General features: G+C 28.3%; 27 protein-coding genes and 2 tRNA genes. 21 read left to right on the top strand and 8 right to left on the bottom strand.

All coding sequences use genetic code 4. The features are described from left to right. Nucleotides 1-8: 8 nt before the first annotated feature. Nucleotides 9-779: an NAD(+) synthase gene (gene nadE, locus FJR74_RS01465; RefSeq protein WP_140914781.1), complete on the bottom strand. Its 771-nt coding sequence runs from the start codon at nucleotides 777-779 to the stop codon at nucleotides 9-11. Between the two features lie 134 nt (nucleotides 780-913). Between nadE and efp the strand changes: the two genes are divergently transcribed. Genes efp through FJR74_RS07605 form a run of 3 tightly spaced genes read left to right on the top strand, consistent with a single transcriptional unit; the run spans nucleotide 914 to nucleotide 3643 of the window. Then, nucleotides 914-1471, top strand: a complete 558-nt coding sequence (efp, locus tag FJR74_RS07600) for an elongation factor P (RefSeq protein ID WP_140914782.1) — start codon at nucleotides 914-916, stop codon at nucleotides 1469-1471. A gap of 2 nt (nucleotides 1472-1473) precedes the next feature. Beyond that, nucleotides 1474-1785: an MMB_0454 family protein gene (locus FJR74_RS01475; RefSeq protein ID WP_140914783.1), complete on the top strand. Its 312-nt coding sequence runs from the start codon at nucleotides 1474-1476 to the stop codon at nucleotides 1783-1785. Further along, nucleotides 1775-3643, top strand: coding sequence for a thiamine pyrophosphate-binding protein (locus FJR74_RS07605; RefSeq protein WP_140914784.1), 1869 nt, complete (start codon nucleotides 1775-1777; stop codon nucleotides 3641-3643). The genes FJR74_RS01475 and FJR74_RS07605 overlap by 11 nt, the downstream gene beginning before the upstream one ends. 22 nt (nucleotides 3644-3665) lie before the next feature. Here the strand turns inward: FJR74_RS07605 and FJR74_RS01485 are convergent, their stop codons facing one another. Further along, nucleotides 3666-4376: a pseudouridine synthase gene (locus FJR74_RS01485; protein ID WP_140914785.1), complete on the bottom strand. Its 711-nt coding sequence runs from the start codon at nucleotides 4374-4376 to the stop codon at nucleotides 3666-3668. Nucleotides 4377-4492: 116 nt separating this feature from the next. On the opposite strand from FJR74_RS01485, the gene FJR74_RS01490 reads away from it, so the two are divergent. From FJR74_RS01490 to FJR74_RS07620, 5 genes are all read left to right on the top strand, one after another. After that, on the top strand, nucleotides 4493-4810 hold the full coding sequence (locus FJR74_RS01490; protein ID WP_140914786.1) for an MG284/MPN403 family protein: 318 nt from the start codon (nucleotides 4493-4495) through the stop codon (nucleotides 4808-4810). After that, nucleotides 4794-5909 (top strand): MHO_1580 family protein, encoded by a 1116-nt coding sequence (locus FJR74_RS07610; protein WP_140914787.1) that lies wholly within the window; start codon nucleotides 4794-4796, stop codon nucleotides 5907-5909. Before FJR74_RS01490 ends, FJR74_RS07610 begins: the two co-directional genes overlap by 17 nt. Beyond that, nucleotides 5910-6440 (top strand): MHO_1590 family protein, encoded by a 531-nt coding sequence (locus FJR74_RS07615; RefSeq protein ID WP_306766865.1) that lies wholly within the window; start codon nucleotides 5910-5912, stop codon nucleotides 6438-6440. An 8-nt stretch (nucleotides 6441-6448) separates the two neighbouring features. After that, entirely contained in the window at nucleotides 6449-6673 is a 225-nt protein-coding gene (locus tag FJR74_RS01505) for a phosphopantetheine-binding protein (protein ID WP_140914788.1), read from the top strand. Between the two features lie 98 nt (nucleotides 6674-6771). Next, a tRNA-Trp gene (locus FJR74_RS07620) sits at nucleotides 6772-6846 on the top strand. 113 nt (nucleotides 6847-6959) lie between these two features. Here the strand turns inward: FJR74_RS07620 and FJR74_RS01515 are convergent. Continuing rightward, a tRNA-Thr gene (locus FJR74_RS01515) sits at nucleotides 6960-7034 on the bottom strand. A gap of 221 nt (nucleotides 7035-7255) precedes the next feature. Between FJR74_RS01515 and FJR74_RS07625 the strand changes: the two genes are divergently transcribed. The 12 genes from FJR74_RS07625 (at nucleotide 7256) to FJR74_RS01575 (ending at nucleotide 18778) form a co-directional block, all read left to right on the top strand. Continuing rightward, complete coding sequence (locus FJR74_RS07625) at nucleotides 7256-8188, top strand: ABC transporter ATP-binding protein (RefSeq protein WP_140914789.1); 933 nt, start codon at nucleotides 7256-7258, stop codon at nucleotides 8186-8188. After that, nucleotides 8188-9078, top strand: a complete 891-nt coding sequence (locus FJR74_RS07630; protein WP_140914790.1) for an ABC transporter permease — start codon at nucleotides 8188-8190, stop codon at nucleotides 9076-9078. Before FJR74_RS07625 ends, FJR74_RS07630 begins: the two co-directional genes overlap by 1 nt. Nucleotides 9079-9148: 70 nt before the next feature. After that, nucleotides 9149-10228, top strand: a complete 1080-nt coding sequence (prfA, locus tag FJR74_RS01530) for a peptide chain release factor 1 (RefSeq protein ID WP_140914791.1) — start codon at nucleotides 9149-9151, stop codon at nucleotides 10226-10228. Then, on the top strand, nucleotides 10228-10932 hold the full coding sequence (locus FJR74_RS01535; protein WP_140914792.1) for a peptide chain release factor N(5)-glutamine methyltransferase: 705 nt from the start codon (nucleotides 10228-10230) through the stop codon (nucleotides 10930-10932). Before prfA ends, FJR74_RS01535 begins: the two co-directional genes overlap by 1 nt. Before the next feature lie 87 nt (nucleotides 10933-11019). Further along, a complete protein-coding gene (gene dnaJ / locus FJR74_RS01540; protein ID WP_140914793.1) occupies nucleotides 11020-12132 on the top strand; it encodes a molecular chaperone DnaJ in 1113 nt (370 codons plus the stop codon). A 70-nt stretch (nucleotides 12133-12202) separates the two neighbouring features. Next, complete coding sequence (topA, locus tag FJR74_RS01545; protein ID WP_140914794.1) at nucleotides 12203-14041, top strand: type I DNA topoisomerase; 1839 nt, start codon at nucleotides 12203-12205, stop codon at nucleotides 14039-14041. A gap of 85 nt (nucleotides 14042-14126) precedes the next feature. After that, the gene (locus FJR74_RS07635; protein WP_140914795.1) at nucleotides 14127-15098 is read left to right on the top strand and encodes a hypothetical protein; all 972 of its coding nucleotides are present in this window, start codon (nucleotides 14127-14129) and stop codon (nucleotides 15096-15098) included. 14 nt (nucleotides 15099-15112) lie between these two features. Beyond that, nucleotides 15113-15472: a hypothetical protein gene (locus FJR74_RS01555; RefSeq protein WP_140914796.1), complete on the top strand. Its 360-nt coding sequence runs from the start codon at nucleotides 15113-15115 to the stop codon at nucleotides 15470-15472. A 16-nt stretch (nucleotides 15473-15488) separates the two neighbouring features. After that, nucleotides 15489-16154 (top strand): (d)CMP kinase, encoded by a 666-nt coding sequence (gene cmk, locus FJR74_RS01560; protein ID WP_140914797.1) that lies wholly within the window; start codon nucleotides 15489-15491, stop codon nucleotides 16152-16154. Nucleotides 16155-16156: 2 nt separating this feature from the next. Then, nucleotides 16157-17479, top strand: coding sequence for a ribosome biogenesis GTPase Der (gene der, locus FJR74_RS07640; RefSeq protein WP_140914798.1), 1323 nt, complete (start codon nucleotides 16157-16159; stop codon nucleotides 17477-17479). A gap of 1 nt (nucleotide 17480) precedes the next feature. Next, nucleotides 17481-18470: an NAD(P)H-dependent glycerol-3-phosphate dehydrogenase gene (locus tag FJR74_RS01570; RefSeq protein ID WP_140914799.1), complete on the top strand. Its 990-nt coding sequence runs from the start codon at nucleotides 17481-17483 to the stop codon at nucleotides 18468-18470. 11 nt (nucleotides 18471-18481) lie between these two features. Next, nucleotides 18482-18778 (top strand): HU family DNA-binding protein, encoded by a 297-nt coding sequence (locus FJR74_RS01575; RefSeq protein ID WP_140914800.1) that lies wholly within the window; start codon nucleotides 18482-18484, stop codon nucleotides 18776-18778. Here the strand turns inward: FJR74_RS01575 and recU are convergent, their stop codons facing one another. From recU to FJR74_RS07660, 4 genes are all read right to left on the bottom strand, one after another. Next, nucleotides 18779-19270, bottom strand: a complete 492-nt coding sequence (gene recU / locus FJR74_RS07645) for a Holliday junction resolvase RecU (protein WP_140914801.1) — start codon at nucleotides 19268-19270, stop codon at nucleotides 18779-18781. Nucleotides 19271-19390: 120 nt separating this feature from the next. Beyond that, nucleotides 19391-20188 (bottom strand): hypothetical protein, encoded by a 798-nt coding sequence (locus FJR74_RS07650; RefSeq protein WP_140914802.1) that lies wholly within the window; start codon nucleotides 20186-20188, stop codon nucleotides 19391-19393. Further along, nucleotides 20188-21966, bottom strand: coding sequence for an MAG3240 family lipoprotein (locus FJR74_RS07655; RefSeq protein ID WP_140914803.1), 1779 nt, complete (start codon nucleotides 21964-21966; stop codon nucleotides 20188-20190). Before FJR74_RS07655 ends, FJR74_RS07650 begins: the two co-directional genes overlap by 1 nt. A gap of 49 nt (nucleotides 21967-22015) precedes the next feature. Next, on the bottom strand, nucleotides 22016-22606 hold the full coding sequence (locus tag FJR74_RS07660; RefSeq protein ID WP_140914804.1) for a hypothetical protein: 591 nt from the start codon (nucleotides 22604-22606) through the stop codon (nucleotides 22016-22018). A gap of 162 nt (nucleotides 22607-22768) precedes the next feature. On the opposite strand from FJR74_RS07660, the gene FJR74_RS07665 reads away from it, so the two are divergent. Next, the gene (locus FJR74_RS07665; RefSeq protein ID WP_140914805.1) at nucleotides 22769-24394 is read left to right on the top strand and encodes a M28 family metallopeptidase; all 1626 of its coding nucleotides are present in this window, start codon (nucleotides 22769-22771) and stop codon (nucleotides 24392-24394) included. Nucleotides 24395-24957: 563 nt separating this feature from the next. Here FJR74_RS07665 and FJR74_RS03375 read toward each other — a convergent pair. Continuing rightward, the coding region (locus FJR74_RS03375; RefSeq protein WP_170178328.1) for a WXG100 family type VII secretion target at nucleotides 24958-26364 on the bottom strand (1407 nt) is incomplete at its 5' end.

The following is a 26364-nucleotide window of genomic DNA, read 5'->3' on the forward strand; positions in this document are numbered from 1 at the left end:
TTGTTTTTTTATTTTAATTTTGGACCTCTAGGAATTGCCTTACGCTTGTGGTCGGTTTTTTTATGAATTGCAATGATTTTATTTCTGATTTCTTCTGATACTGAAGATTTATCAATCAATCATGATTCAAACTCAGCATAAGTGAAGCCTAATTCATCTTCATCGTATTGTTCTTCATATAAATTGGCACTTGGTTTTTTATCAATAATTTCTTGCGGCACATTCAGTAATCTCGCCATTGCATATACATCAGATTTTTTTACATTAGCAAATGGTAAAAGATCGCATCCACCATCACCATATTTAGTAAAGTAGCCCAAATAAAATTCGTCTAAATTATCAGTACCTAATACTAAAGTATTACGTTCTTGACTCAGAGCATAGGCTGAAGTCATAAATAAACGAGATTTAGTATTAGATTGTGACATTCTATTTTTTAAATTTAAAGTTGACTCTAACGATAAATAAACTTGGCTTAAGTCAACAATTTCAATATTACGTCCCAATCTTTTTTCTAATAATTTAACATGATTTTCAGTATATTCATCAACCTTAGTTTTGAAATAATAAAAGTGAGCATTTTCCTTAAATAAATCGTTTGCCAATACAGCCAATGTTGCGCTATCAATGCCGCCCGAGATTCCTAACGTCACTCCATTAGAATGCGCCGAAGCTACTTTTTGTTGCAATCATTGCTTTATTTTTTTTATTAAGATTTCGTATAATTTATGTTCTTTTTTTGTTAGTGTTGCTTTTTTAAAATTTTCTTGATTAACCATACATACAATTTTAGACCTTTTATTAAATTAAGACGCTTTTTAGCTAAAAAATTGTTTTTTTATTTATTATTAAATAAATGTATCTATAATTATTAAATGCATTTTATGTCAAATAAATAAACAAGGAGAAAAAAATGATTAACGTAAACGATTTAAAACCAGGCGTAACTTTCCAATTAGAAGGAAATATTTATGTTGTTTTAGAAGCACAACACTCAAAACAAGGCCGTGGACAAGCTAACGTAAAAGCAAAAGTAAAAGATTTAAGAACCGGTTCAACTACCATCAAATCATTCACCGGTGGAGATAAAGTCGAAAAAGCAATGATCGACAAAGTAGGTATGGATTATCTATACAATGCTGGTGACAATGTTGTTTTAATGGACCAACAAACATTCGAACAAATTGAAATTCCAGTTGAACACTTAACTTGAGAATTAAACTTTTTAAAAGAAGGGCAAAAAGTTATCGTTCGTAAATTTGAAAGCGAAGTTTTAGATATCGAATTACCATCTAACGTTGCTTTAAAAGTTATTGAAGCACCAGATGCAGTTAAAGGTAATACAGCCCAAGCTGCACAAAAGAAAGTTACTTTAGAAACAGGTTTTGTAATTGAAACACCTTTATTCATTAAAGAAGGCGAAGAAGTTTTAGTATCAACCGAAACTGGCAAATACGTCGGAAGAGCATAATAATGGATAGTGTTATTGTCAATACCAAAATGAATTTCACTTACAGGGTGGAATTAATCGCAATCAAAGAATCAATAATGCAATTCTTTGAACTTAATCCGGGAATTAGATTAGTTGATGATTTAATTATCACAACCAATAATTCAAAATCAAACATTGATATTAGCATGAAATATCAAGTTAACAATATCAAGAACTTTGCGTTCGAAACTAAAAAATTAATTTTTTTAATTGAACAAAAAGTTTTCTCTCTAATCAACACAAAACCAAACAATATTAATTTAGTTTTTGAAGGTACTTTTAATGAAAAATAGTAAAAAAATTGATCAACTTGCTGTTGACAATTTAAAGATAAATGCTTTGGCCGCAATTTCTAAAGCACAAAGTGGCCACTCATCAATTACAATAAGTGCTGCTAAAATTTTTCACGCATTGTTCTTTTATAACTATCATTTCGATATTAAAAACCCTAATTGAGTAGCTCGCGATAGGTTTGTATTAAGTGCAAGTCAAGCATCTGCTTTATATTATGCAATGCTACGTTTTTGCGGTTTATTATCAAGAGAACAATTGGAAAAGTTCGCCCAAATAGATAGTGACTGTAAAGGAAGTGCTGTAAAATCAAATACATTAGGAATTGATTTAACTACTGCTCCTTTAGGTCAAGGTATTGCAATGGGAGTCGGCCTTGCAATCTCGGAAGCTTATTTAGAAAATAAATTCCCTGAAGCATCTCATTATACATATGTTTTATGCTCGTGAGCCGATTTACAGGAAGGCGTAGCTCAAGAAGCATTGGCTTATGCCGCCGAAAATCGTTTGAACAAACTTATTATTTTATTTGATTCAAACGGTTCAGATAATAGCGCATTTTTAAAAAGTAAATATTCAGTCGATTTAAAAGCAAAATATACTGCGTTGAATTTCAATTTCGTAACTATTAAAGATGCATCGGCGCGTTCGATTTCAAAAGCAATTAAACATGCCAAACATTCAAATTTACCAACAATTATCGAAATCAAAACCGCATTCGGAGAAAATATTATCAAGGAAGATATTGGATCTTTAAATGGCAAATATTTAGAAGAAGCCGAAATTGAAGAATTAAAAGACAAAACATCATTCCAAAAAACTGATTTTTTTGAAATTTATAGCCAAGTTGAAACAGCCTATAAGCAAAGAATGCAAGAATTGCATGAAAAAGCTTCGCGTTGAACAGCTTCTGATGAATTATTGAACTTTTTAAATGACGAAGTCAAAGAAAATATCAATGACATCGGTATTTCTGAACATGATAATTTATACGAAAATGCAATCGTATTAATCAACAATTTAGCCGATAAATATAACAATATTTTATTAGCAAGCACAAACATATCTTCATTCAATAAAATCAAATCTGCAAATGGTGTTTTCGCATCAAATAACCGCAATGGAAGAGCTTTATTATTAGGCTTACGCGAGTTTGCAATGGCAAGTATTACAAATGGATTAGCATCACATTCGAACATTCGACCAATTGTATTTTGTGCTTTGACATTTTCAAATTATATGTTGCCAGCAATAAGAATGTCAGCAATAATGAAAAACAAAGTGTTATATGTTTTAACTCATGATTCAGTTTTAGCATATGATAAGGGACCAAGTATGCAGGCAATTGAACAACTTGCCCAATTAAGATCAATTCCTAATTTAGAAATCCTTCGCCCTTGTGATGATAATGAACTAAGAGGCGCGTTCGAATACTATTTTAATAACGCTGAAGGTCCAGTTGTGATTTCAATCTCAGAAGATATAGTAAAAAGATTTAACGAGACTTCAAAACACCCAATTAAAGAAGGCGCATATTATTTATTAGAAAATGCATCGCCATGAACTTTGATATCAACCGGAAGAGACATAGAAGATCTATATGATATTGCTAACGAATTAAATATTTCTTTAATTTCAGCATCAAATATTAAAAATTTAAATAAACTTGATTTTGATTACAATCGCGCTATTTCATATGAGTCATTAACAACATTTGGATGAAGCAAATTCGCTAAATACAATCTAGGTGTCGATTCATATGTAACCGGCGGAAATTCAAAAGATGTGGCCAAATTATTAGGTATTGACAAAACATCTTTAAAAAATAAAATATCAAAAATTATTGAAAATAATAAATAAAAAAATCGCCGATGAGGCGATTTTATTTTGCTGCGATTTGTTTTAAAACCTTAATTTCATGCGGACTTAAATTACGATATGCCCCGACTTTTAGGTTTTTATCAGTAATTGGCCCATATGATTTTCGATGTAATTTTTTGACGTAATTATTAACTAATAAAAATAGATTTTTAACGTGGTGGTTACGTCCTTCTTTTAAAATAACTGAATATTTATTTTCACCGATTTCGCTAACTTTTTGGCGCGAGTATTTACCATTTAATTTAACGAAATTTGAATTTAAATAACTAAGGTCTTTTTCGCTTAAAGGTTTTTCCAGTTGCACAATATATTCACGCTCAACTTCAGATGAAGGGTGAGCTAATTTATTTGCCAAATCCCCATCATTAGTAATAATAATCACACCAGTAGTATTGAAATCCAATCTACCAATTGAATATGCGTATTCTTCTAAATGCATGTATTCATAAATTGTTTTACGATTTTGTGGATCTTTTAATGTACAGATGGTGTTCATAGGTTTATTCAATAATATATATATGTGTTTATTTTGTTTGTTAATTAAATCTTTACCATTAATTTTAATATTATCATTTTCACAGACACGTAAGCCAATGTGGGCTTGTTCGCCATTTACAAACACCCTTCCATCCGCGATTCATTTTTCAGCTTCGTGTCTTGAGCAATATCCGCTTTGGCTTATTAGTTTTTGTAATTTAATTTTTTCTTCCATGATCTAAGACTTTCATTTTTTTATATTTATATTATAAATATATATTTTTTAAAGTTCCAAATTTTTATTTTTTTTAAAACTTTATTGTGTAATAAAAATGGAAAGAGAGAAATGTTATGAATGACGATGCATATAAAAAAATACAAAAGTTATGTTTACAACAAAAAAAAGAATTCATTTATAAATTTTGTTTGTATGAAAAAGTCAGTATAAACGCTAAAAAAATGAAAAATAATCATTTATCATGCGGAGCTTTAGATGTTTTTTTAGCTTCATTAAATGACGAAGATAAATTGATTTTCACCCAGAATTTCATTGCAAAAAACAATGATCCAGATTGATATTTAGACCATTGATCGAAAAATGCTTACTATAAAAAATTGCACTTTATTGTCAATTTATTTTTGAGGTTTTTAAATGCTTATAACAGCTAATGCAAGCGAAATTAAGCGTGACTTTTGAGTAGAAAATTATTATGTTAAAGCTGAGCGGTATCAGTATTTACTAAATTGAAGTAACATCAATCAATATGCTAAATTGCAACTACGTAGATTGATTAAAAATAATAAATATATTTTAGAATTGTCTTATGCTAATTTCAATCGACAAATACAAGATATAAAAATTAGAGCTTTAATAAATAACAAACCTATTGAGTTCAATCATTCAATTAACCCAGAAACAAACCATCATGTATTTTCATTAATTAACGAATTAAACAAAGATAGCAACTCAATTAATTTTGAAGATATTGAAAATATAAATTTTGAAATATTTTATCAAGTAAACAAAACTTGATATCAGGTTGAAAGACTTACATATTTTATTAATAAAATTAAAAATAACACTACGTTGAAAACTAATGGCGAACCAATCAACATTAATTTAATTACTAAAATAATTATTGAAAGTTTTCCTGATTTTAATGACCACAAACTCATGCGTCATTTTGAAAATAGAGAATATCTAAGCTTTCAATTCAAACCAGCAGTTTTAGAACAGGGGTTGCATAATAAAAAGTTGTTTGATTTTGAAATCTTAAAAATCAGTAGTGACGGGCAATCAACTCATTTTATAGAACAAAGCGATATCTCTAATTTGAGTATAAAACTAAAAATTAGCAACACTGGTATACAAGGAGATTATGATGTTATTTATAATCCTTGAGATAATCAAAAATCAATTTTAGTTGACTCATATAGTTTTTGAGATAAAACATTACAAAAAACTATTGTTTCACCTAACAATATGCAGGCAAAACGTGGATTATTAATTCCATTAAATTTCAGTGGTAATTTCTTTAGTGAAATATTGCTAAACTTCGGAGAAAAAATTAAAAATTTTTCGGTCGTGAATAATCAATACATTGAAAGACCTTTTTTTAATAGTATTGACGGTTTAATTAAATTAAAAACAAAAAAAATTAATGGTTACATTAATGGCCAATATAATAAAATCAAAGTTCAAAATATCAGAAGTATTATGGATAATGCAAAAACCATTGATGAAATAAATTATTGAGGAAGTGTGTAAGTGAAAAGAAAGAAGAAAATAGTTTTAGGAATTTCAATGAGTGCAGCAGCAGTGTTGAGTGTTGGCGCAATGGCAACTGTATTCATTTTGACTTCAAAAAACAAAACAGATTTAAATAAAAATGAAGATAATAATATAGTTAATAATAATGACAATAATTTGAATAAAAATAAAGCGAATAATAATAAAAATAATGACAATTTAGAAAATAGTGAAACGAGTAATATAAATAATTCAACTCCAGAGCAACCGATTGAATTAAGAGAAATTCCGTGAAATAAAGTGTTCCCTGAAATAACTAGCAAAGATTATTATGATCAACTTAATTTCAAAAACGGTCAAGCCTGAATTGACGAACCTATGATAGCATATATTATCAAAGATGTTTTAAATAGAACGCTTGCCGTCGATGGAACAGTAAATTATAGTTATAAAATAGTCGACGATCAAAATGTATTAATAACTTTTAAATGAAAAAATAATCAAGAAAAAAGCGCTGTTACATACCAAATTTCAACAAATAAGTTATAATTTCCAGTATGAACGCGCAAGAAATTATTTTTAAATTACTAAAATGTTTAACTAAAACAAAATTCAATTTAGAATCTAATATCAAAGACTTAAACATTGATAGTCTAGACCTTGTTGTTTTAATTACTGATATGGAAGATAAATATAATATATCAATCACTGACGAAGAATTAATGAAATTAAAAACTGTTGGTGATATCGTAAATCTTTTAGAATCAAAACTTGAAAAATAATCCTTCGGGGTTATTTTTAAATTTAATACACATAAAATTGCTTGACTATAATTTTTTTGTAAAAAAATAATAATTATAATGTAAAATAATAAAGCAATACGGGTATAGTTCAATGGTAGAACAACGGGCTTCAACCCCGTGTGTTGTGAGTTCGAGTCTTGCTACCCGTGCCATTTCACTTAAATGTGACTTTAAAAAGTGGTTAATACCACTTTTTATTTTACTTTTTTGAAGTTATAAACAATAATAAAAAAAGCGCCAAGGCGCTTTGGTCAATTGCTTGAAATGGTGCCGTCAATTGGAATTGAACCAACGACCCCTTCCTTACCATGGAAGTGCTCTGCCCCTGAGCTATGACGGCAATTGCTCTTATTATTATATATAAAAAATATTAAATTACATGATTTTTTTAGTTTTTTTGATTTTAAACGTTGTTACTTATTTATTTTCACTAAATCTAAAATATTAAAATTTAAGATAATTTTATGATGCTGATTTTAAATTGTGTCAAAATCGTTCTTATTGATTTTAAATTTTAATTTGTTGTAAAATTATTTTATTATTAAAATACAAGGAGAAGTTATGGAAAATGAATATATTGTTGAAGTCAACCATTTAACCAAAACTTTTAAACGCAAAAAAGCTTTAAACGACCTGAGTTTTAAAGTTAAAAAAGGTGAATTATACGGTTTTCTAGGTTTAAATGGAGCTGGTAAAACAACAACCTTAAACATTATATTAGGTTTACTAACAAAAGATAGTGGAACAGTTATCATCGACGGTTTAAGTGACGATAAAAATTCACAAAATATTAGAAACAAAATTGGAATTGTTTTCCAACAATCAATATTAGATGATTTGCTAAGTGTTAAAGAAAATTTAATGTCAAGAGCAGCCATGTATCATCATTATATAAAAGACAAAACAACTAAACAACTAGTTGATGATGTTGTTAGAGAATTTAAATTAGAAGAAATTGTAAACCAAAGCTACGGCAGTTTGAGTGGAGGTCAAAGAAGAAGAGTTGACATTGCTAGAGCATTAGTTCACAGACCTGAAATTTTATTCTTAGATGAACCGACAACTGGTTTAGACCCTCAATCAAGAAAATTAGTTTGAGATACATTAGATAAAATTCAAAAAGATCACAAATTAACTATTGTTTTGACAACACATTACATGGAAGAAGCAAATAATTGTAACTATGCAATTATTTTAAATAAAGGTCAAAAAATTGCTGAAGGAACTCCGGCCGAATTAAAAAATAAATTTGCTTCAGCTAGAGTAAATATAAACTCAGCTAAAGATGCTAAATTCAGCCAATGATTGAGTGACAAACAACTAAATTTTGTATACGATGTGAATAAATACATTGTTAAATTCTACACTTATGAAGATGCTAAAAAATTTGTGTTCGAAAACGAAGAAATACTTAAAGATTTTGAATTAATCAAAGGAACAATGGACGAGGTTTTCTTAAATGTAACCGAAGACATTAAGGAGGCTCAAAAATAATGTACGAACTTAATTATTTAGTCAAAAGAAACATTAAACTATTTTTTAAAGATAAAAGAAGAGTATTTACAATGTTCTTTTCACCATTAGTAACAGTATTGATTTTTATTTTGTTCGCAAAATACTTGTTTACTGCTGGTACAACAGGCGCTCCAGAAGAAATTCAAAATCAAATTGGAGCTGGTTCATTGATGGTTGGTGTTTTATCAATGACCACATTAACAAACGCAATTTCTTTATCAGTATTAATTGTTAGTGATAACGAAAGAAAAGTATTAAACGATTTATCGATAACTCCTGTACGTTCTTCAAGCATTAGAATGAGTTATTTGATTGTTAACATCTTAATTAACATTGCAATCAGCACATTGATTTTTATTTTAATGCTTATGTATGTAGCCGCAACCAAAGGATTCCAAAAAGTCGAAATTAGCTATGGTTGATCTGGTTGAGATTTAGAACCATTACTAGATGCGCCTAGAACATTTGCAATATTGGGTGTTGTGATTTTATCAGCTATTATGAACTCCGCATTCTTTGCTTTTGTATTCAGTTATGTAAAAAGTTCTTCAGCCTTTTCAGCATTAGTTGGCGCTTTATCATCAGTATCTGGTTTCTTCATCGGCGCTTTTGTTCCTATTGACAGATTACCTAAAGGAATTGCTCAAGCATCATCATTATTGCCAGGAGCACAAATTACGCAGGCGCTTAAATACATCACATTTAACAACGCAACATTTAGCAGCAATGAATTCGCAAGTTTCCATAATATATATTTTGTTGGCGAAGGTAACATGCCTATTTGGGGTTCAATTGTTTATGTAATTGCTTTTTTAGCTTTGACATTATTAATTTCAAGTGTTGTTCGCTTCAATAGAAAAAGAAAATAATTTTTGCAAACAAGATAGCTATGCTATTTTGTTTTTTTATTTTTTATTATTTTGTTATAATAATTTTACTATGGAAAAGAATATGTATGAATCATTGCTTTCAATTAAAAAGCAATACGAAGAATTAAGCGAAAAATTGAATCTACCTGAAGTTTATAGCGACATCAAAAAATATACTCAAATAAACAAAGAACGTGCCAACATTGAAGAAATTTATGTAACCTTCAAAAAATATCAAGATATTGAAGATTTATATTTAATGTCAAAAGATATTTTGGCAAATGAAAAAGATGAAGAGTTAATTGAGTTAGCTAAAAACGATATTGATAATCAAGTTACAAAAATGGAAGAACTAGAAGAAAAAATTAAAGAACTATTATTACCACAAGATGAAAACGATAAACGTGATGTTATCATGGAAATTCGTGGCGCAGCCGGAGGAGATGAAGCAAATATTTTTTCTGGTGATTTATTTAAAATGTATCAAAAATATTGTGAAAGCAAGGGCTTCAAAATTAAAGTTATCGATTCAACTTATGGTTCGGCCGGTGGATTTAGTCAAATTGTGTTTAGCGTTAAAGGCGAAAAAGTTTTCTCTCAATTAAAATTTGAACGTGGTGTACACCGTGTACAAAGAGTTCCTCAAACCGAAACCCAAGGACGCGTGCATACTTCAACTGCCACTGTAACTGTATTGCCAGAAGTTGATGACGATATTAAAATTGAAGTCAGACCAGAAGATATTGAAGTTGATGTATTCAGATCTTCAGGCGCTGGTGGTCAATCAGTTAACACAACCGACTCTGCTGTTAGAATCACTCACAAACCTTCAGGAATTGTCGTAACATCACAAGATGAACGTAGCCAAATTCAAAACCGTGAAACCGCTATGAAAGTGCTTAAATCTCGTTTATATGAAATTGAATTAAGCAAACGTGAAGAAGAAGAAAGTGGATTACGTAAATTAGCAGGAACCGGTGATCGAAGCGAAAAAATTCGTACATATAATTATCCTCAAGATAGGGTAACCGATCACAGAATCGGTTTCTCTACTTCTTTAAAAGTCGTTATGGAAGGCGATTTAAATAAAATAATTGAAGCTTTAGTAGCTGACGAAAAAGCCAAAAAAATTCAAGCGGCTGGTGCATAATGATTGAAAAAGAGGTATTACTACGCGAAAAGATGCGTTACGGGTTACCTCTTTTTGTATCTAAAAAGGAACTTAAATTATTAAAAAAAGATGTTCCGGTTCAAAAAATTATCGGCTGGCAAGAAATGCAAGATGTAAAATTGGACATTAGATACAAAGTTTTAATCCCGCGCTATGAAACAGAAGAAGTAATTTTGGCAGCTTATCCGTTGATTAATAAAAAAAGCAAAGTATTAGACATTGGTTGCGGTTCTGGGTTTATTGGTTTAGCAATTGCTAAAAATATCGGATGCGATGTATCGTTAATTGATATTAGCAATCAAGCCATCAAGCAAACTAAATTCAATGCTAAATTGAATGATTTGAAAGTAAATGTATTCAAGTCTAATTTGTTTTCAAAAGTAAAAGATAAATATAATTTAATCATTTCTAATCCCCCTTATTTAAATAAAGAAGATAAGTTTGCAAAGTCACTAAAATATGAGCCAAGCAAAGCACTATATGCAAAAAATAAAGGCACGTTATTTTATGAACTTATTTGCAACCAAGCTAAGGATTATTTATTAGATAATGGCTATTTAGTTTTTGAAATCGATTTTAATTCATATGATTATTTAAAAAAACGTTATGGTGATAAAGTTAATTTTTTAAAAGATATTAACGGAAAATGACGGATTGCGATTATTAATCAAAAAAATTTATAAAGCTCTTTTGAGCTTTTTTATTATTCATTTCTTAAATAAGTTTTTATAATTAGCACTCTTTTATTTTTTGTGCTAAAATACTAAATTATGGAAAACAAAAAAAGAGATTATTATGAAGTACTTGGTATTTCAAAAAATGCAACCGAAAAGGAAATTAAATCTGCATATAGAAAATTAGCTATGCAATATCACCCTGACCGTAATAAAGAACCCGGGGCTGAAGAAAAATTCAAGGAAGCTTCAGAAGCTTATGAAGTTTTATCAGATCCTGAAAAAAGAAAAAAATATGACCAATTCGGCCATGGTGCATTTGATCAAAATTTTTTCCATTATTCAGAGGATATTTTCAGTTCATTTTTCGATAGTTTTAGAGAAACCTTTGGAGGCTTTGGTGGAAATGGTAATCCGTTTGAAGACATTTTTGGTTTTGGCGGATCTTCACGTAGAGCAAAAGCAAAAGGTGATGATTTACAAATGCGTCTTACTATCGATTTTAATGATGCAATTTTCGGTAAAACAACCCAAGTTAAATTAAATAAAACTGAAAAGTGTGGCAACTGTGGAGGTTCAGGTGCCGAAAGCGCGGCCGACCTTGTAACATGTGATTTGTGTAAAGGCTCTGGCCACATTCAAAAAAGTATGGGATTTTTCTCAACTCTTTCCGAATGTAATAAATGTGGTGGAGCGGGTAAGATAATTAAAAATGCATGTAAAACCTGTTCTGGACATGGATATGTTAAAAAAGAAGTATTGGAAACTATTAATATTCCAGCCGGAGTTACATCTGGTCAAACAATTCAACTAGCTGGATACGGAATGCCATCAACTAATGGCGGCGAAAATGGTGATTTATATATAGTAATTAACGTTCGCCCTGATAAAAACTTTGAACGCATAAATAACGATATTATTTTAAGTGTTCCAATTTCGATTAAATCAATTATACTAGAAGAAGAAATTGAAATTCCAACGCCATATGGAAAACAAAAAGTAAAACTAAACAAGAATATGCAACTAGATGGCATAATAACTCTTCAAGGCTTTGGTTTCCCTATTATTAATACAAAACGTAAAGGTAATTTAATTGTTACAATTAAGCCTTATGTACCAGAATTTAAAAAAGAAGATAAAGAAAAATTAAAACAAATTTTTGATAATTCAAAAGATGACGTTTATAAAAAATGATTAGAAAAATTCTAGTCATTTTTTTGTTCGAATATATGCTTTGTGCTATTATTAATACATTGTTAAAGCATTCAAGGAGGCAAATATGAGTGATAAAGTTATGATAGTTGAATCGCCAAATAAGGTTCGTACAATCCAAAAATATGTCGGTGACGATGTTGAGGTTTTATCATGTGTTGGACATATTTTGAAGCTTTCGACACGTGGCAAAGGTAATTTAGGAATTGATTTTGATAATTGAGAACCTAAAATGGTAGAAGATCCAAGTAAAAAGAAAATTATTTCTGAATTAAAAGCTGCTACTAAAGACGCTAAAGAAGTTTTAATTGCAACTGACCCTGACCGCGAAGGAGAAGCAATTGCAAGTAATTTAGTAACCACATTAAAAATTGAAAATAAATATAAAAGAATTAAATATAATGAAATTACTAATGAAGCAATTCAAAACGCAATCAACAATCCTCATGAAATTGATGTTAATTTAGTAGATGCTCAAAAAGCAAGAAGAATGCTTGACCGTATTATCGGCTTTAAATTATCGCAATTAATGCAAAGAAAAGTCAAAAACACTCCAACAACACCATCGGCAGGTAGAGTTCAATCAATCGCTTTAAAATTAGTTGTAGATAGAGAAAAAGAAATAGCTGCTTTTATCCCTGTCTTATATTCAAAAATAGAAGCAATAATCACCGAAGAAATTCAAGCAACTTTCTTTTTCAAAAATAACCCTGATTTCAAAGGAGAAAACACTTGAATTAAGCGTGAAAATGCCCTTAAGATAATCAATGAATTAAATAAAAATCCAGAGCTTATTGTATCTGATTATAAAATTAGTCAAAGATCAGAATCAATGATTACTCCCTTTAAACAATCAGTGTTATACAAAGAAGCCAAATATTCATCTTCGATAGTACAAATTAGCGCACAAAAATTATTCGAAGCTGGGTTAATTTCATATCCTAGAACAGATTCAACTAGAATGAGTGATTCTTTTGTTCAAAAAGCTAAAGAATATATTGCAAATAAATTTGGGCCTCAATATGTGGCACACGAAATCAAAGGGTTCAGTGGTGAACAAGATGCCCACGAAGCAATTAGACCAACTGATATTTATTTAACTCCTGAAAAAGCTACTCGTGAACATAATTTAAATGATGTTGATTCATACATTTATAAATTAATTTATGATAAAACAATTATGGCAATTATGGCAACACCAAAAAGAGAAATCCATCAATACGAATTAAAAAATAATGAATATTATTTCCGTATGTCATACAGCAATGTAATTTTTGATGGTTATTATGTAATTTCAGGATATGAAAATGCAAAACCATTACCAAAATATAACATTGGCGATAGATTACATGTCGAAAACTTCTTTAAGGCTGATAAAGAAACCAATCCGCCCGCAAGATATAATGAGGGTTCTTTAATCAAAACTCTTGATGATATTAAAGTTGGACGTCCTTCAACATTTGCTTCAACTGTTAACATTATCAAAAACCGTATGTTTGTTGAATCAAAAAATGGAACATTATACCCAACCGATTTTGGTACAGTTGTATTAGAAAAATTAGTTAATGGTTTTCCTAAGACAATGAATGAAGAATATACAGCTGAGGTGGAACAAGATTTAGATTTGGTTTCAGAAGGAAAAGAAAATTACAAATTATTGATGCAATCATTTTGAGAAAAATTCAACGAAAATCTTGATGACGCAAGCCAAACAATTGAAATTACGGTATTGCCACAAGAAAAACTTGACGAATTATGTCCTCAATGTGGATCTGAATTAGTTTACCGCTATACAAAGGCAAAACACCAAAAATTCATCGGTTGTTCTAATTTCCCGTCATGTCATTATATTCGCAATATTGATAATCCTAAAAAGAGATTTTTCAAAAAAACAACTAAAAAATAGCACTTTGCGCTATTTTTTTATTTATTAATAAAAAAGTTGCATAGTTTTCTTATATTAAAGTATTTTTAATATAAAATTGTCTATTATGGAAAAAAATAAATCAAGTAAAAAAGTTAATAAGCGTAAGTTATATAGCATACTTTCTTGAACAATTGGTCCCGTTGCGATTGCAGCATCAATTGGTGGTGCTATTTATTTTGTTGTAAAAAATAGCCAAAAAGTTAGAAAAGAATATTGAAGTCCTGCCGACTTTAAGAAAACTGCTGCCGAAATTGAAATTAAAAAATCAAACATAATCCCTGTAAGTTCGGAAGTTTTATTAAGTTCATTCGGCCAATTAAAAGAACAATCTGAAAGCGCTATAAAAGCATATGAAGAAGCTCATCCCGAACTTAATAATCCCAAAACTCCGAAAAAGATAATAAATAAATTGCTAAAAGACAGACCGAAAGAGTTTGATGTTAATTCATATTTATCAACTAGACTAATAACAAATCGTAATTTTGATGAAATCAAATTTTTAAACTTTAAATACACAAATATCGAACCAACCGATAAACTTAATGAAGTTAAAGTTTCATTTGAGATTACTTTGAATTACGAATATGCGCGGGGCGACTTTGAATTAAACGATATTAAGGGCACTAAAAAATCTAAATATTACTATGAAAGTTCGCAAGTCATAACTATATTAACTAATGAAGAAAAATGGAACCAAGGAACCCAATTTTATTTAAATGAGCCGAAACTTTTAAAAGAAGTGGCTTCAATAATTAAAAAAAGTAATGATCCCAAATGAACAAAAAGTCAAGAATTTATTGATGAATGTTTTACTTGATTTAAAAATTCAATTGCTCAAGAAAATGCATACCCAGATATATTCCCTGGGAATTTATTTGATATTATTCCATATAAAGATGGAGATAATCCTGCCGTAATATGAAATCCAGCCAAGAGCTTAAACACATTAAGCTTTACATATCAATATGTTGATAAAGAAACTGGAAAAGTGCATTCTGAAGGACGCAAAAAAATCTTCACAATATCAAATATTTAGTTAAATAAGCTAATATGTCATTGACAAAAAAAGAATTAAAAAAACTAAGTGAAGAAGAAAAAAAATCTTTCAAAAATTACAAAAAATACAGTGCCATTTTTGCTAAAATATATCATTATTTTAATATTCAGCAAAATAATGAAACTAATTTTTTTATAAATGATTTTTCTAAAAATATCGAATCTTTTGAGATAAAGTTAAGCAACAATAATTTGCAAGTTTCTGAAGTTTATTATGGACTTCAAATTGCAAAAATTAATAAAGTCAAATCAGAAATTGAAAACCTAGAACAAAATCAAGTTAAAAAAAATCAGTTTAAAATCAAAAATGAAAATTTATATTGAAAAAAGGTTATTGAAGAATTATCAAAATAAAAAAGAGGAGTACGGTATGAAAAAACGAATTAATATTGCTATAGACGGTCCTTCTGGGGTCGGTAAAACAGTTATGTCAACTATGTTAGCGAAAAAACTTGAATACAAATTTTTAAGTAGTGGGAGTTTTTATAGAGTTATTGCTTATAATGCGATTTTAAATAATATCGATTTAGAAAACGAACAAGCAGTAAATGATGCATGACACATCGAAGATTTACACGTAACTGAAGATGATAAAATCATTTTCAAAAATGAAGATGTAACTTTAAAAATTAGAGAAGACAATATTTCAAGAGGAGCATCATCAATTGCCAAATTCCCAAGTGTTAGAGAAAAAGTTAATAAATTTATCCAAACATTTGGCGCAAAATATAAAGGAATTATTGTTGATGGTCGAGATGCAACTTATCGTATTTTGCCGGACGCAGAAGTAAAGTTTTTCTTATGAGCAACTCCTGAAGTTAGAGCTATGCGTCGTGTTAAACAAGATCATGAAATGGGCATTGAATCAAAATATGAAGATGTTTTAGAATCAATGAAAATTCGTGATTATAATGACATGAATCGCGCAGTAGATCCTCTAAAAGTTAGCGAAGGAAGTATAGAAATCGATACATCAGATATGAGCATTGACGAAAACTTCGAAGCTATGTATCAAGAAGTATTAAAGAGGTTATAAGTATGGCGCAAAGAAATATAGTAGCAGTAGTTGGTAAACCCAACGTTGGTAAAAGTACTCTTTTTAATAAGATAATTAACAAACGTAAATCAATCGTTTATGATAGTCCTGGTGTAACTCGTGACCGTCTTTATGAAGATGCCGAATGAGCCGGAAAAGAATTTAGAATTGTTGATACCGGTGGTATTACTATTGAAAATGAAAATTTTAAAGAACAAATTAAAATTCAAGCTCAAATAGCAATTGATGAAGCTAACGTTATAGTTTTCTTAATTGATGGTCGTGATAATTTAACAACGGAAGATTATTATGTTGCCCAATTATTAAGAAAAGCTAATAAACCGGTTTTAGTTGCGGTTAATAAATTAGAAGGAAGTCGGACAGATTATTTTGATAATTCAATTTATTCCTTAGGTTTTTCTGAAATTTATCCTATCAGCGCAATTCATGGTGATGGCGTAGGTAACTTACTTGATGGTATATTATCACACTTGGATTTTAGCAATGCCAAGGATGATAAATACTTTAAATTAGCTTTATTGGGTAAGGCTAACGTTGGTAAAAGTACCTTACTTAACACACTAGCCAATGAAAATCGTTCGATTGTTAGCGATGTTGCGGGTACAACGCGAGATTCTGTATCATCAGTTATTAAAATTAACGGTGTAGAATTTGAAGTTGTGGATACAGCCGGAATCAAACGTAAAAGTAAACTTACCGATAGTATCGAACACTATGCATTAATGAGAGCTACGCAATCAATTGAAGACGCTGATTTATGTTTATTATTACTAGATGCAACCGATGAAGTTAGTCACTTCCACCAAAACATTATTGGTATTGCCTATGAGTTAAAAAAACCAATGATTGTTATTGTTAACAAGTGAGATTTAATTGAAAAAGATACTAATACAATGCACGAATTTAAAAAGAACTTAGCTAAGAAATTAAAATTCGTTGATTGAGCCCCAATTGTATTCATATCGGCAAAAAATAACAACCGTATTAATAAATTAAGAGATGAAATTATTCGTGTTAAAGAAAATATTTCAAGAAAAATTAATACCAACCAACTAAATAACTTATTAATGACCGCTCAAATGATTAGACCTGCAAGTTCAATTAATGGTCGTCGTTTATCAATAACTTTTGGTAAACAAGTTGAAGCTAAAATTCCGACATTTGTATTATTTGTCAATAATACCGAATTAGCCCACTTCACATATTTGCGTTATATCGAAAATCAAATACGGGAAAACTATGATTTTAGTGGAACTCCAATCGAATTAGTATTACGTAATAAAAATAAGAAAAACGAGGAATAATATGAAAAATAAAATAGCAATATTAGGCAGTGGAGCAATGGGAACTGCATGTGCTACAGTTTTGGCAAATAATAATCATGACATTATTATTTATGGAATTGATTTAAAAGAACTAAGTGACCTTGAAAAAGGCTGCAATACCAAATATTTTTCAGACCAAATAAAAATACCCTCATTTACTACAACAACTGATTTAAGCGCCGCAATTAAAGATGTTGATTATATTTTGTTTGCAATACCAACTAAATTTTTACCAAGTGTATTCGAATTAGTAATTAATAAATTAGAAAAAAAAGTTATTATTATTAATGTTGCTAAGGGATTTTGGCCCGAAAGTAATATATCTGTACATGAAAAAATGGACAGTTTAACTAAGTTGAATAAAAATGTTAAGGGCATTGTATCATTGATAGGTCCATCTTTTGCTTTAGACATTGTTAATAGAAATATAACATTAGTTGATGCCGTTTCTTATGATCTTGAGCTAGCTAATGATATTCAAAATCTTTTTTCTAATGACTACTTTAGAGTTTATTCTCAAACCGATGTAAAAGGAGCAGAAGCCGGCGCAATTTTTAAAAATATTATTGCAATCGCTTCTGGCATGTTAGATGCCTTAGGTTATTCAACCAATACTCAAATAGCATTATTAACACGTAGTATTGTAGAAATGAAAGAATTTACTAAATTTATTGGCGGAAACATTGAAACTAATAATGGTTTAACAGGGCTTGGGGATTTAATGCTTACTGCATTATCAGATAAATCTCGCAACTACACTTATGGCAAAAACTTTTTTAATAAAGATTTTGATGCAAACAAATTAACCATTGAAGGTTTAAAATCAATTGAAGTTGTTTATAATCAATATATAAAAAATAAAACATTAGATTTACCAATAATTGAATCAATTTATAAAATCATATACTTAAAAAACGACCCGAATGAAATAATTAAAACATTAATGAAACGACCTTTAAAAACTGAATAGAGGTATATATTATGAATAAAAAAGAATTAATTGAAAGAGTTAGCGAACAAACTGGAATTCAACAATATTCAATTGAAGGAGCCTTTGATGGAATTATTGCTGTTATTTCAGAAGAAATAAAAGCTGGCAATTCTATTTCAATATCTGGTTTTGGAAATTTCTCATCTAAATTCATCCCCGGAAAAACAAAAACCCACAATATTACAAAAGAAATAATTGAAGTCGCACCTAAAATTGATCCAAGATTTAAATTTTCATCAGCTTACAAAGATAGATTAAATGGTGTAAGCAAAAAAAATAAAAAATAATTAAATATAATTTATGAAATCCAGTACGCCTGGAAAACTTAATTCTAAAATAATGCCTTGTTCTTTGCATAAATCAAAGGACAATGTTTTTTTATTTTTAATTATATTTTTAAGGTCACTATGCTTGATTAAAATAAATTTATTTTGAATTTTAAAATAAAATATTCAAAAAGCTATACCTCCAAATGATTCGACTAAAGATAAATATTCAATTTGGTGGTTTTTAATATTTGCTAAGGATAAATTCTTATCCTCTGTACTTTTTGCTTCAAAAGCAAGAAATTTTCCTTTATATATTCCATAATAATCTACAGTACTTTTAGATTTTATTGTTGCTTCTTTTAATACTAACTTATGATTTTTAATATCGACACCTTTAAACTGTACATCAAGATTTTTCTTATGGATCATCGCAACTTTTTGGTTAAAATAAAACAAGTTAGTACTATTGATTATTGATTCCAATAACATGCCTTTATTTTTTACATTCATATATATTAATTAAACCATAAAAACCAAGCTCTCATTTCGGCATATTTTAGTATAAATTTCTTTAATTTTTATTAAAGTAAAAAGCTTCCACAATTAAATTGTGTAGCTTCATAATCCATATTATTTAATAAAATTAATTAAGATATTATCTAAGCCATAATCTATATCAACGTTTTTCAATAAAACATCATAAACTGTGTAGAAGTTATTATCTAGATTTATGTGATTATTATTATCATAAATATTGTTTTTTGCTAATTCATAATCATTTAAAAATTTATTTAAAAATTCGTTTTTGATTTGCTTTTGTATTTCTTTTAATAAATTGTTCAAAACTTTAGTTAAATTTATAATCGGAATTTCTTCTGATTCAAAAATAGTAATTGAAAAATTTTCATCATATAGATATTTTTTATAATCGGATTTAACTTGTTCTTTACCTTTATTTATGTCGTCATACTTATTAGAATTATTAAACGGATTATTTTCTAAATAAAAGTTTAAATTAGATAGGGAAATTAATAAATTTTTTATAATTCAATTTAATTTAATTAAATTCATTGAAAAAGTATTTATATTGATGTTTTTTAGATCAAAATTTGCAGCAAAATAGTCCATTAAATTTTGGGAAAAAGTTTTAATTGATTGTTCTTTTGCTAATTCGTATAAAGATGATGCCAAATTATTATATTCTTTATAAAATAAGTAATATTGCGCTATAAAAGGTCTATAAATTTCTTTTATTTTTAAAGCAGCTAAAACAAAATGATCAACAAAATAATGTTGGCTTTCTTGGCTTGTTTTTACTGATTCTGTTGCTGCATTTCTCATAGCGCTTTTATTATCTTGGCATCCAATGGATGATAAAGGCAACAAACAAGCCGAAACAGTTGGAATTAAAATTCAATGTTTTTTCATTATTTAACTCCTTTTTTAACTAATTCAAATTGATTCTGCTTATCGCCTTGATAGCCTTTAAAACCAAATAATTTAATTTTCATTTCATAAAATGGCTGTTCATTATCAGTGCTAAATTCAACATCAGCATCATTGATAAATTTATAAAAACCAAATGTTAGTATTGCCTCGCCGTTGCCTTGATTTTCAATTTTGGTTAATTCAATTTTTTTTATACCTGAATTAATTTTATTTTGTTCGGTTTCCAAAGCATAAGCTAATAAATAATTATTCAGATAAGCAGTCATCGTTAGTAAAGCTTCGTTGTTTATATCTAGGGCATTAATGTCTGTTTCGTTTCGATTTTCTCATTTTGAATATATTTTATTTATCGCACGCAATACCAAACTTCCAAATGGTTTAGTTTGATCCATATCAACAAAATCATCCAATGCTATACCAGATGGTAAATAATCTTTTTTGTCTCGGAAAGCATAATAATCAGCACCAGTTAATTTTTCAATAGCTAAATTTTTTAAGGCTAGGCCTTTTAAATAATGTCCGTGATCATCAAAATTAGAACTTAACAAAACATATTTTTTTATATGGTTATTGATATCTACAACATTAATGTGTAATCTAATAAGCTGTGAAGTATTAAAATAATCAGTAAAAGTGGCTTTTTCAATTCGATATTCTTTTTCTTTATTTTTATAAATATCAGGAACTGATAAATTGAGCATTTTTTGATTAAATTTATTAATCAAATAGACCAAACCACGCGAATTTCAATAATCGACTGAATCATATCCCTTAATAAAAAAATTAATATTATCTTTGATATCTAAATAAGCGAGACTTTTAAATTCCAACAAAGGATTTTGAACATGATTATTAAATAATGGTTCAATTTCTTTTAAACCCTGTGAACCAACTCCAAACTTCAAATTTGTTGCATAATTTCTAAAATTATTTATATAAAACTTTTTATTTTTAAATAATTCATTAGCCAAAAGTGACCCATTAAATAATTCAATTTTATTTATAGAAAATGAAATGAAATTGTATGCTCCGTCTTTATTTTTTAATATTTCACTATTTTTTCAATCAATATCAATTAATTTAATATGCAAATTAAATTTATTTAAGTAGATAATTAAAAAATTAATGAATGTTTTTCTGAATATTTCGCTTTCATCCGATAATCAAGCATTAGCATCTATATACTCATTTCTAAAAATATTGTTTAATAATATGGTTTTATTTTTGTTATTACGAATATTTTGGGTTTTAACTAATCCATAATTATTTCATAAATCATATACAAGTCTAAATATAATCGTTTGAAAATCTAAAAAATAAGGATCATCAATTCGGTAATAATCTTTATTTATGTTAATTAAATTTCCTAAATAATAAAATCAACCAGCATTATATCCGCCATGTTCTTTTATGGCATTAAAGTCATGCTCTCTAAATAAAGAATGATAGGCAACGTCACTTTTTTTATTAATAATTTTTATATTATTATATTCAGTTTCAATTTGGTTTCAATAACTTTTAGTTTTAAAATCTGGTATAAAAACAAAATCGGAATTACTAAAAATTAAACCTTTATTATCATCAGGTCTTGCATTTTTTAAATAAACTTTTTTATTAGCATCATTCACATATAAAAATTGATTAATATTATTTAATGATGCGATTTGTTCTAATGTTAGTTTAGATAAATATTTTTTAGTAACAACTTCTTCATCTACATAGACTTTATTATCAGTTTTCTCGCAAGATGAAGACATAATTATAGTCGGAAAAATTAAGCAAAAGGAAGGAATAATTAGTGATTTTTTAATCTTCATTATCTAGACCTGGTAATTGTAAATAAACGGTTTGATGCCCTTCTGTTTGTTTGCCATCTAAACATTTAATTTTGAAATAATAAAATAAATCTCTCTTCTGAGGGTCATATCCAAAATAGCAATGAAATTCATGATTATTTCTAAAGTATGATAAATCAGGTATAAATATTTTAAAATATTTACTAAATTCGGGATTGTCCAAAGTCTCTGCATAAAATGTTGGACGACCAGCATAATCTAACGTATCTTTGAATCATTTTTGAATATTTTTTCACATTGTTTTAACGTATTCATCTTTTTCAATAGTAGATAGACTATTGTAATCATTATTAGCAAAATCTGTCATGGTGAAAGTTGAATTTTTGATAGCGTTATCTACCGCTGCTCTTAATTCGGTGCCAATCAAACCATTATCACGATTAACATCTTCTTTAAATTTATTATTTGTATTAATTTCATCTTTAGTATTTATATTAAATTCGGTTTTATTTGAATTATTATTATTTTTTGCATTGCAACTAATTGCTAAAAAAGGCAATGCTATGATTGTTCCCATAGTAATATAATGTTTTATTTTCATACAACTCCCCTTAATTTTATATATATTTATTTTAACCCAGGCGTATTAATAATTAAAAAAAATTCCTAAAATTATCGTTTTTTTATGTCGAATAGTAATTTTTAGTTAAAATTTAGGTATACATAATGTTATGTATGCAAGCAAAAATACAAAGGAGAATAAATGGCAAATAAAAATGCTTTAAAAATTGGTCTTATTACCGGTTCAGTTATTGCCGTTCCAGCATTACTTGGAATTGGAATAGGTATCGGTTACGCTACAAAAAATAATGTGAAAGAAGCGGACTACCAAAAATTAGATTCATACAAAATTTTTAATAACTTTATTACTCAAACAAGAGGAAGAAAAGCCGGCAATGCTAATAACTTTATTGCAACAAGTCTAGTAACAAATCAAGTTGAAAATAAACCTGCTTATTATGGAATTAAGCTTGAAGAAGGCCAAACATTGACCTCAGAAATTTTACAACCCTTATTTCCATTAACAACAGATATTTCCCAAAGTGACAAAAATATTTTGGGAAGTTATAGAGCTCATGAAATTCTTAAAAAGACAATTGCAGAAATGGGCTACGCAAATGTCGGAGATGAAATTACTACTTACCCAACACAAAATACAACACCAGAAACAACTCCTACAGCAGCTACTGATACAACAATCACAAAATTGAATAAATCAGGAAAGGCAATCACAACTTTTAATTCAGAAGGTTCATTTGCTAATATTGTTACAAAAATGAACACCGCTCTAACCCAAGATGGATTTTTTACACAAGGCTTCTTGTATAATTTAAGTCCTACAAGCGTTAATAACGTTGGTACAAATGTTGTTGTAACAATTAACCCAACAAATACAGCTAAAGCGTCTGCGAAAGACTTTTACATTGTTTCACACTATGACTCAACAAATAACGTAGGGCCAAAGGGTAATTCTTGAGGTGCAACCGATAATGCTTCGGGAGTTTCAGTAAACCTAGGTCTATTAAAATACTTTTCAGATCCAAAAAATAGAGAAAACCTAGGAGTAAGATTACATATCATTTTTGTTGATGCTGAAGAATTAGGAAAATTAGGTTCAGAAGCATTTGTCGCTCAATTCTTAACTTCAAATATCGTTGAAAATGCCGAACAAAATAGCTTATTGGCAAACTCAATAGGTATGATTAATATGGATACCGTTGCAGGTGGAAACAGAATGTATGTTCACTCACCTAATACTAATCCTGAATTAGGAGCAGCGAAAGGTAACTTGTCAACAATTATTCGTGACCAAATTAATGCTGTTTCAAGAATCAGAAGTGTGCAATTGAATAAAATTGAAGAAGAACTAGAAATTCACCCAATGTTTTCAGCCGGAGAATATAAACCAGGTGAAACTGGTGACTGATCTGATCATGCTCCATTTTATATCAAAGCCAAATTACCAGTTGCTTACATTGAATCAACAGACTTTTCAGTTAAAGCTAAATCAGGTTTATACGATGGATATGCTCAAACCAACAACCCTGCAGCATGATTAAGACAAGGTGATGGCGAACTACTTCCTACTAAATTAAACATGAGAAAATTAAACAACGGTATTATTGAATTATGAGACTACCCAGGTGATAAAGGAGACTACTTAGTTCTAGGTGATATTTGACATAGTGACTTAGATACACCTGCTTGAGTCAATGAACATCAAGGTGCTAAATTTTATAAACAATTAGATACTGTTTTAGAAACATTAAAGGCATACCTAGTTTCAATGTATGAAATTAAAGGAACAACAATTGAATATTTTTTATAATTAAAAATATTTAAAAAATATACTATTTTAAAATCTACTGTTATAGAAGCAGTAGATTTTAATATTTAAAATAAACATACTAGATCTTTCTTAAATTAAATAAGCAATTTAAATTCAAAGTAAAATAATAAATTAAATGACAAAATATTTTAAAACTAATAGGACAATAATTTTATTAAACATATTATCTTTTATTGACGTTATTGCTAAAAATATTTTGTTTCCCATTAAAATACATATTAAATAATTGTTTTGTAATATTAAAATATAACAAAAAAATATGCAAAAAAGATTCAAAATAAAGTTAATAAAAACATTAAATAACAGATTTAAAAATAAAACAGCTAGTTTATTAGTCTATTAAAAAGCATAAATAAAACACCATATATCTTAACGGATGATATGGTGTTTTATTTGTTTGCTATATAGTATATTAAAATAAATTTAGTTTTTATTTTAGATAATCAATTTTTAATGCGCTAATTTGGAGCTAAAAATTTATAAAGCTAGTTAATAAAAGTATTTCAATGTATACTTATGAATATTTTATTGATTACACAATTTTAACTCAAGAAAAGTTTATATGTTTTAGAAGTTTTTTTCGCTTCTGCTTGTTGTACAGATTCTTCTGGATTACTTTCATTTATTAAAAACTTAAATTGAACAAAATAACGATTTGACGCTGGATCTTTTTCTGCATGCAAGACTTTTGTATTGTTCGAACCAAATTCAGAATTATACATAAATCTAAACAAATAATTAATATCAGGTTTACCTTCAGGATTTCTTCAGGTAAGAGTTATTTCGTTTTTGGCTTTGCTTGAGCTTTCTCCATAGTGCAATATTTGCTTTTGTCTATCATATTTTAAAGTTACTTTGCCTTTGTTAGGGCCTTTTTTGGGCATTATATTATTAAATTTTGTTATTGTATTTTCTGATAATGCGGCCAATAATTCTTCGCCGCCATTAGAATCAAGAAGTTTTTTTACTTCATTAAATTTAATTACTAAATTATTTTCTTCATTTGGCCCTGTAGTTTCTTCTACTTTTAAATTAGTAAATTCTTTTTTAAACTCGAATAGTACATTTTTTTGCATTTCTTTTGTCAAATGTTTGTATGTTGCAATAACTTTAAATTCTATTTTAGTGTTATCGTTTTCCGGTTTATTTAATATGTATTCTTTAATTAATAAGATATTATTTAATTTTTCATCATTAAATATTTTTATTTTATCCCTATTATTTTTATTAAAATTACTAAATTCGATTTCTGCTTGACTAAATTCAGTTATTGGTTTATCTCCTAAAAACTCTAAGTTTATTCCTTTATTTCCAAATATTTCTTCATTAGTTGGCATTTCTTTATTTGTCATAACAGTAGAAATTAAATATTCTTTGTTTTTTACTAAAACTTTTCTATTTAAAGTAGAAGTTGCTTGATCATAATAATTGTCATTATCAAATTTTATTTCTTTATTATCAAGATTTATTCCATTAGATTTAAAAAGCTCGATGTAAACTGTTTTGGAATTGTTTGCAATATTTTCTTTGCCATTAACTATATTTAACCTTAATGATTTTATGGCAGATTCATTTAATTGTGATCCAAATGTATTCGAATAATAAGTGTCCGAGAATGTAATATTATCTTTTATAATTTTCGCTATAGCTTTTTCTTCAGTGTCTTTTCCAACTTGGATAGCTTGATTTAATTCACTAACTTTAGTTTCTAAAGTACTGAATTCTTCATCGAATTGGTTAGCTGAATCTCCTTCAACTTGGCTTAGTAAATTATCATATGCACTTTTGAAATCACTGTATTTTTCATTTGCATATTGTTTAGCTTCAGCTTCATTAACTTTAGCTAATAAGGTATTTAGTTTTTGCTTTCTATCTTGAATTCTTTTTGCCTTTTGAGCAGCTTCAGCATCTTTTGCAGTTTTGATTGCTTCATTTAATTCACTGACTTT

The organism is Metamycoplasma neophronis (assembly GCF_006491995.1).
Taxonomy (GTDB): domain Bacteria; phylum Bacillota_I; class Bacilli_A; order Mycoplasmatales; family Metamycoplasmataceae; genus Metamycoplasma; species Metamycoplasma neophronis.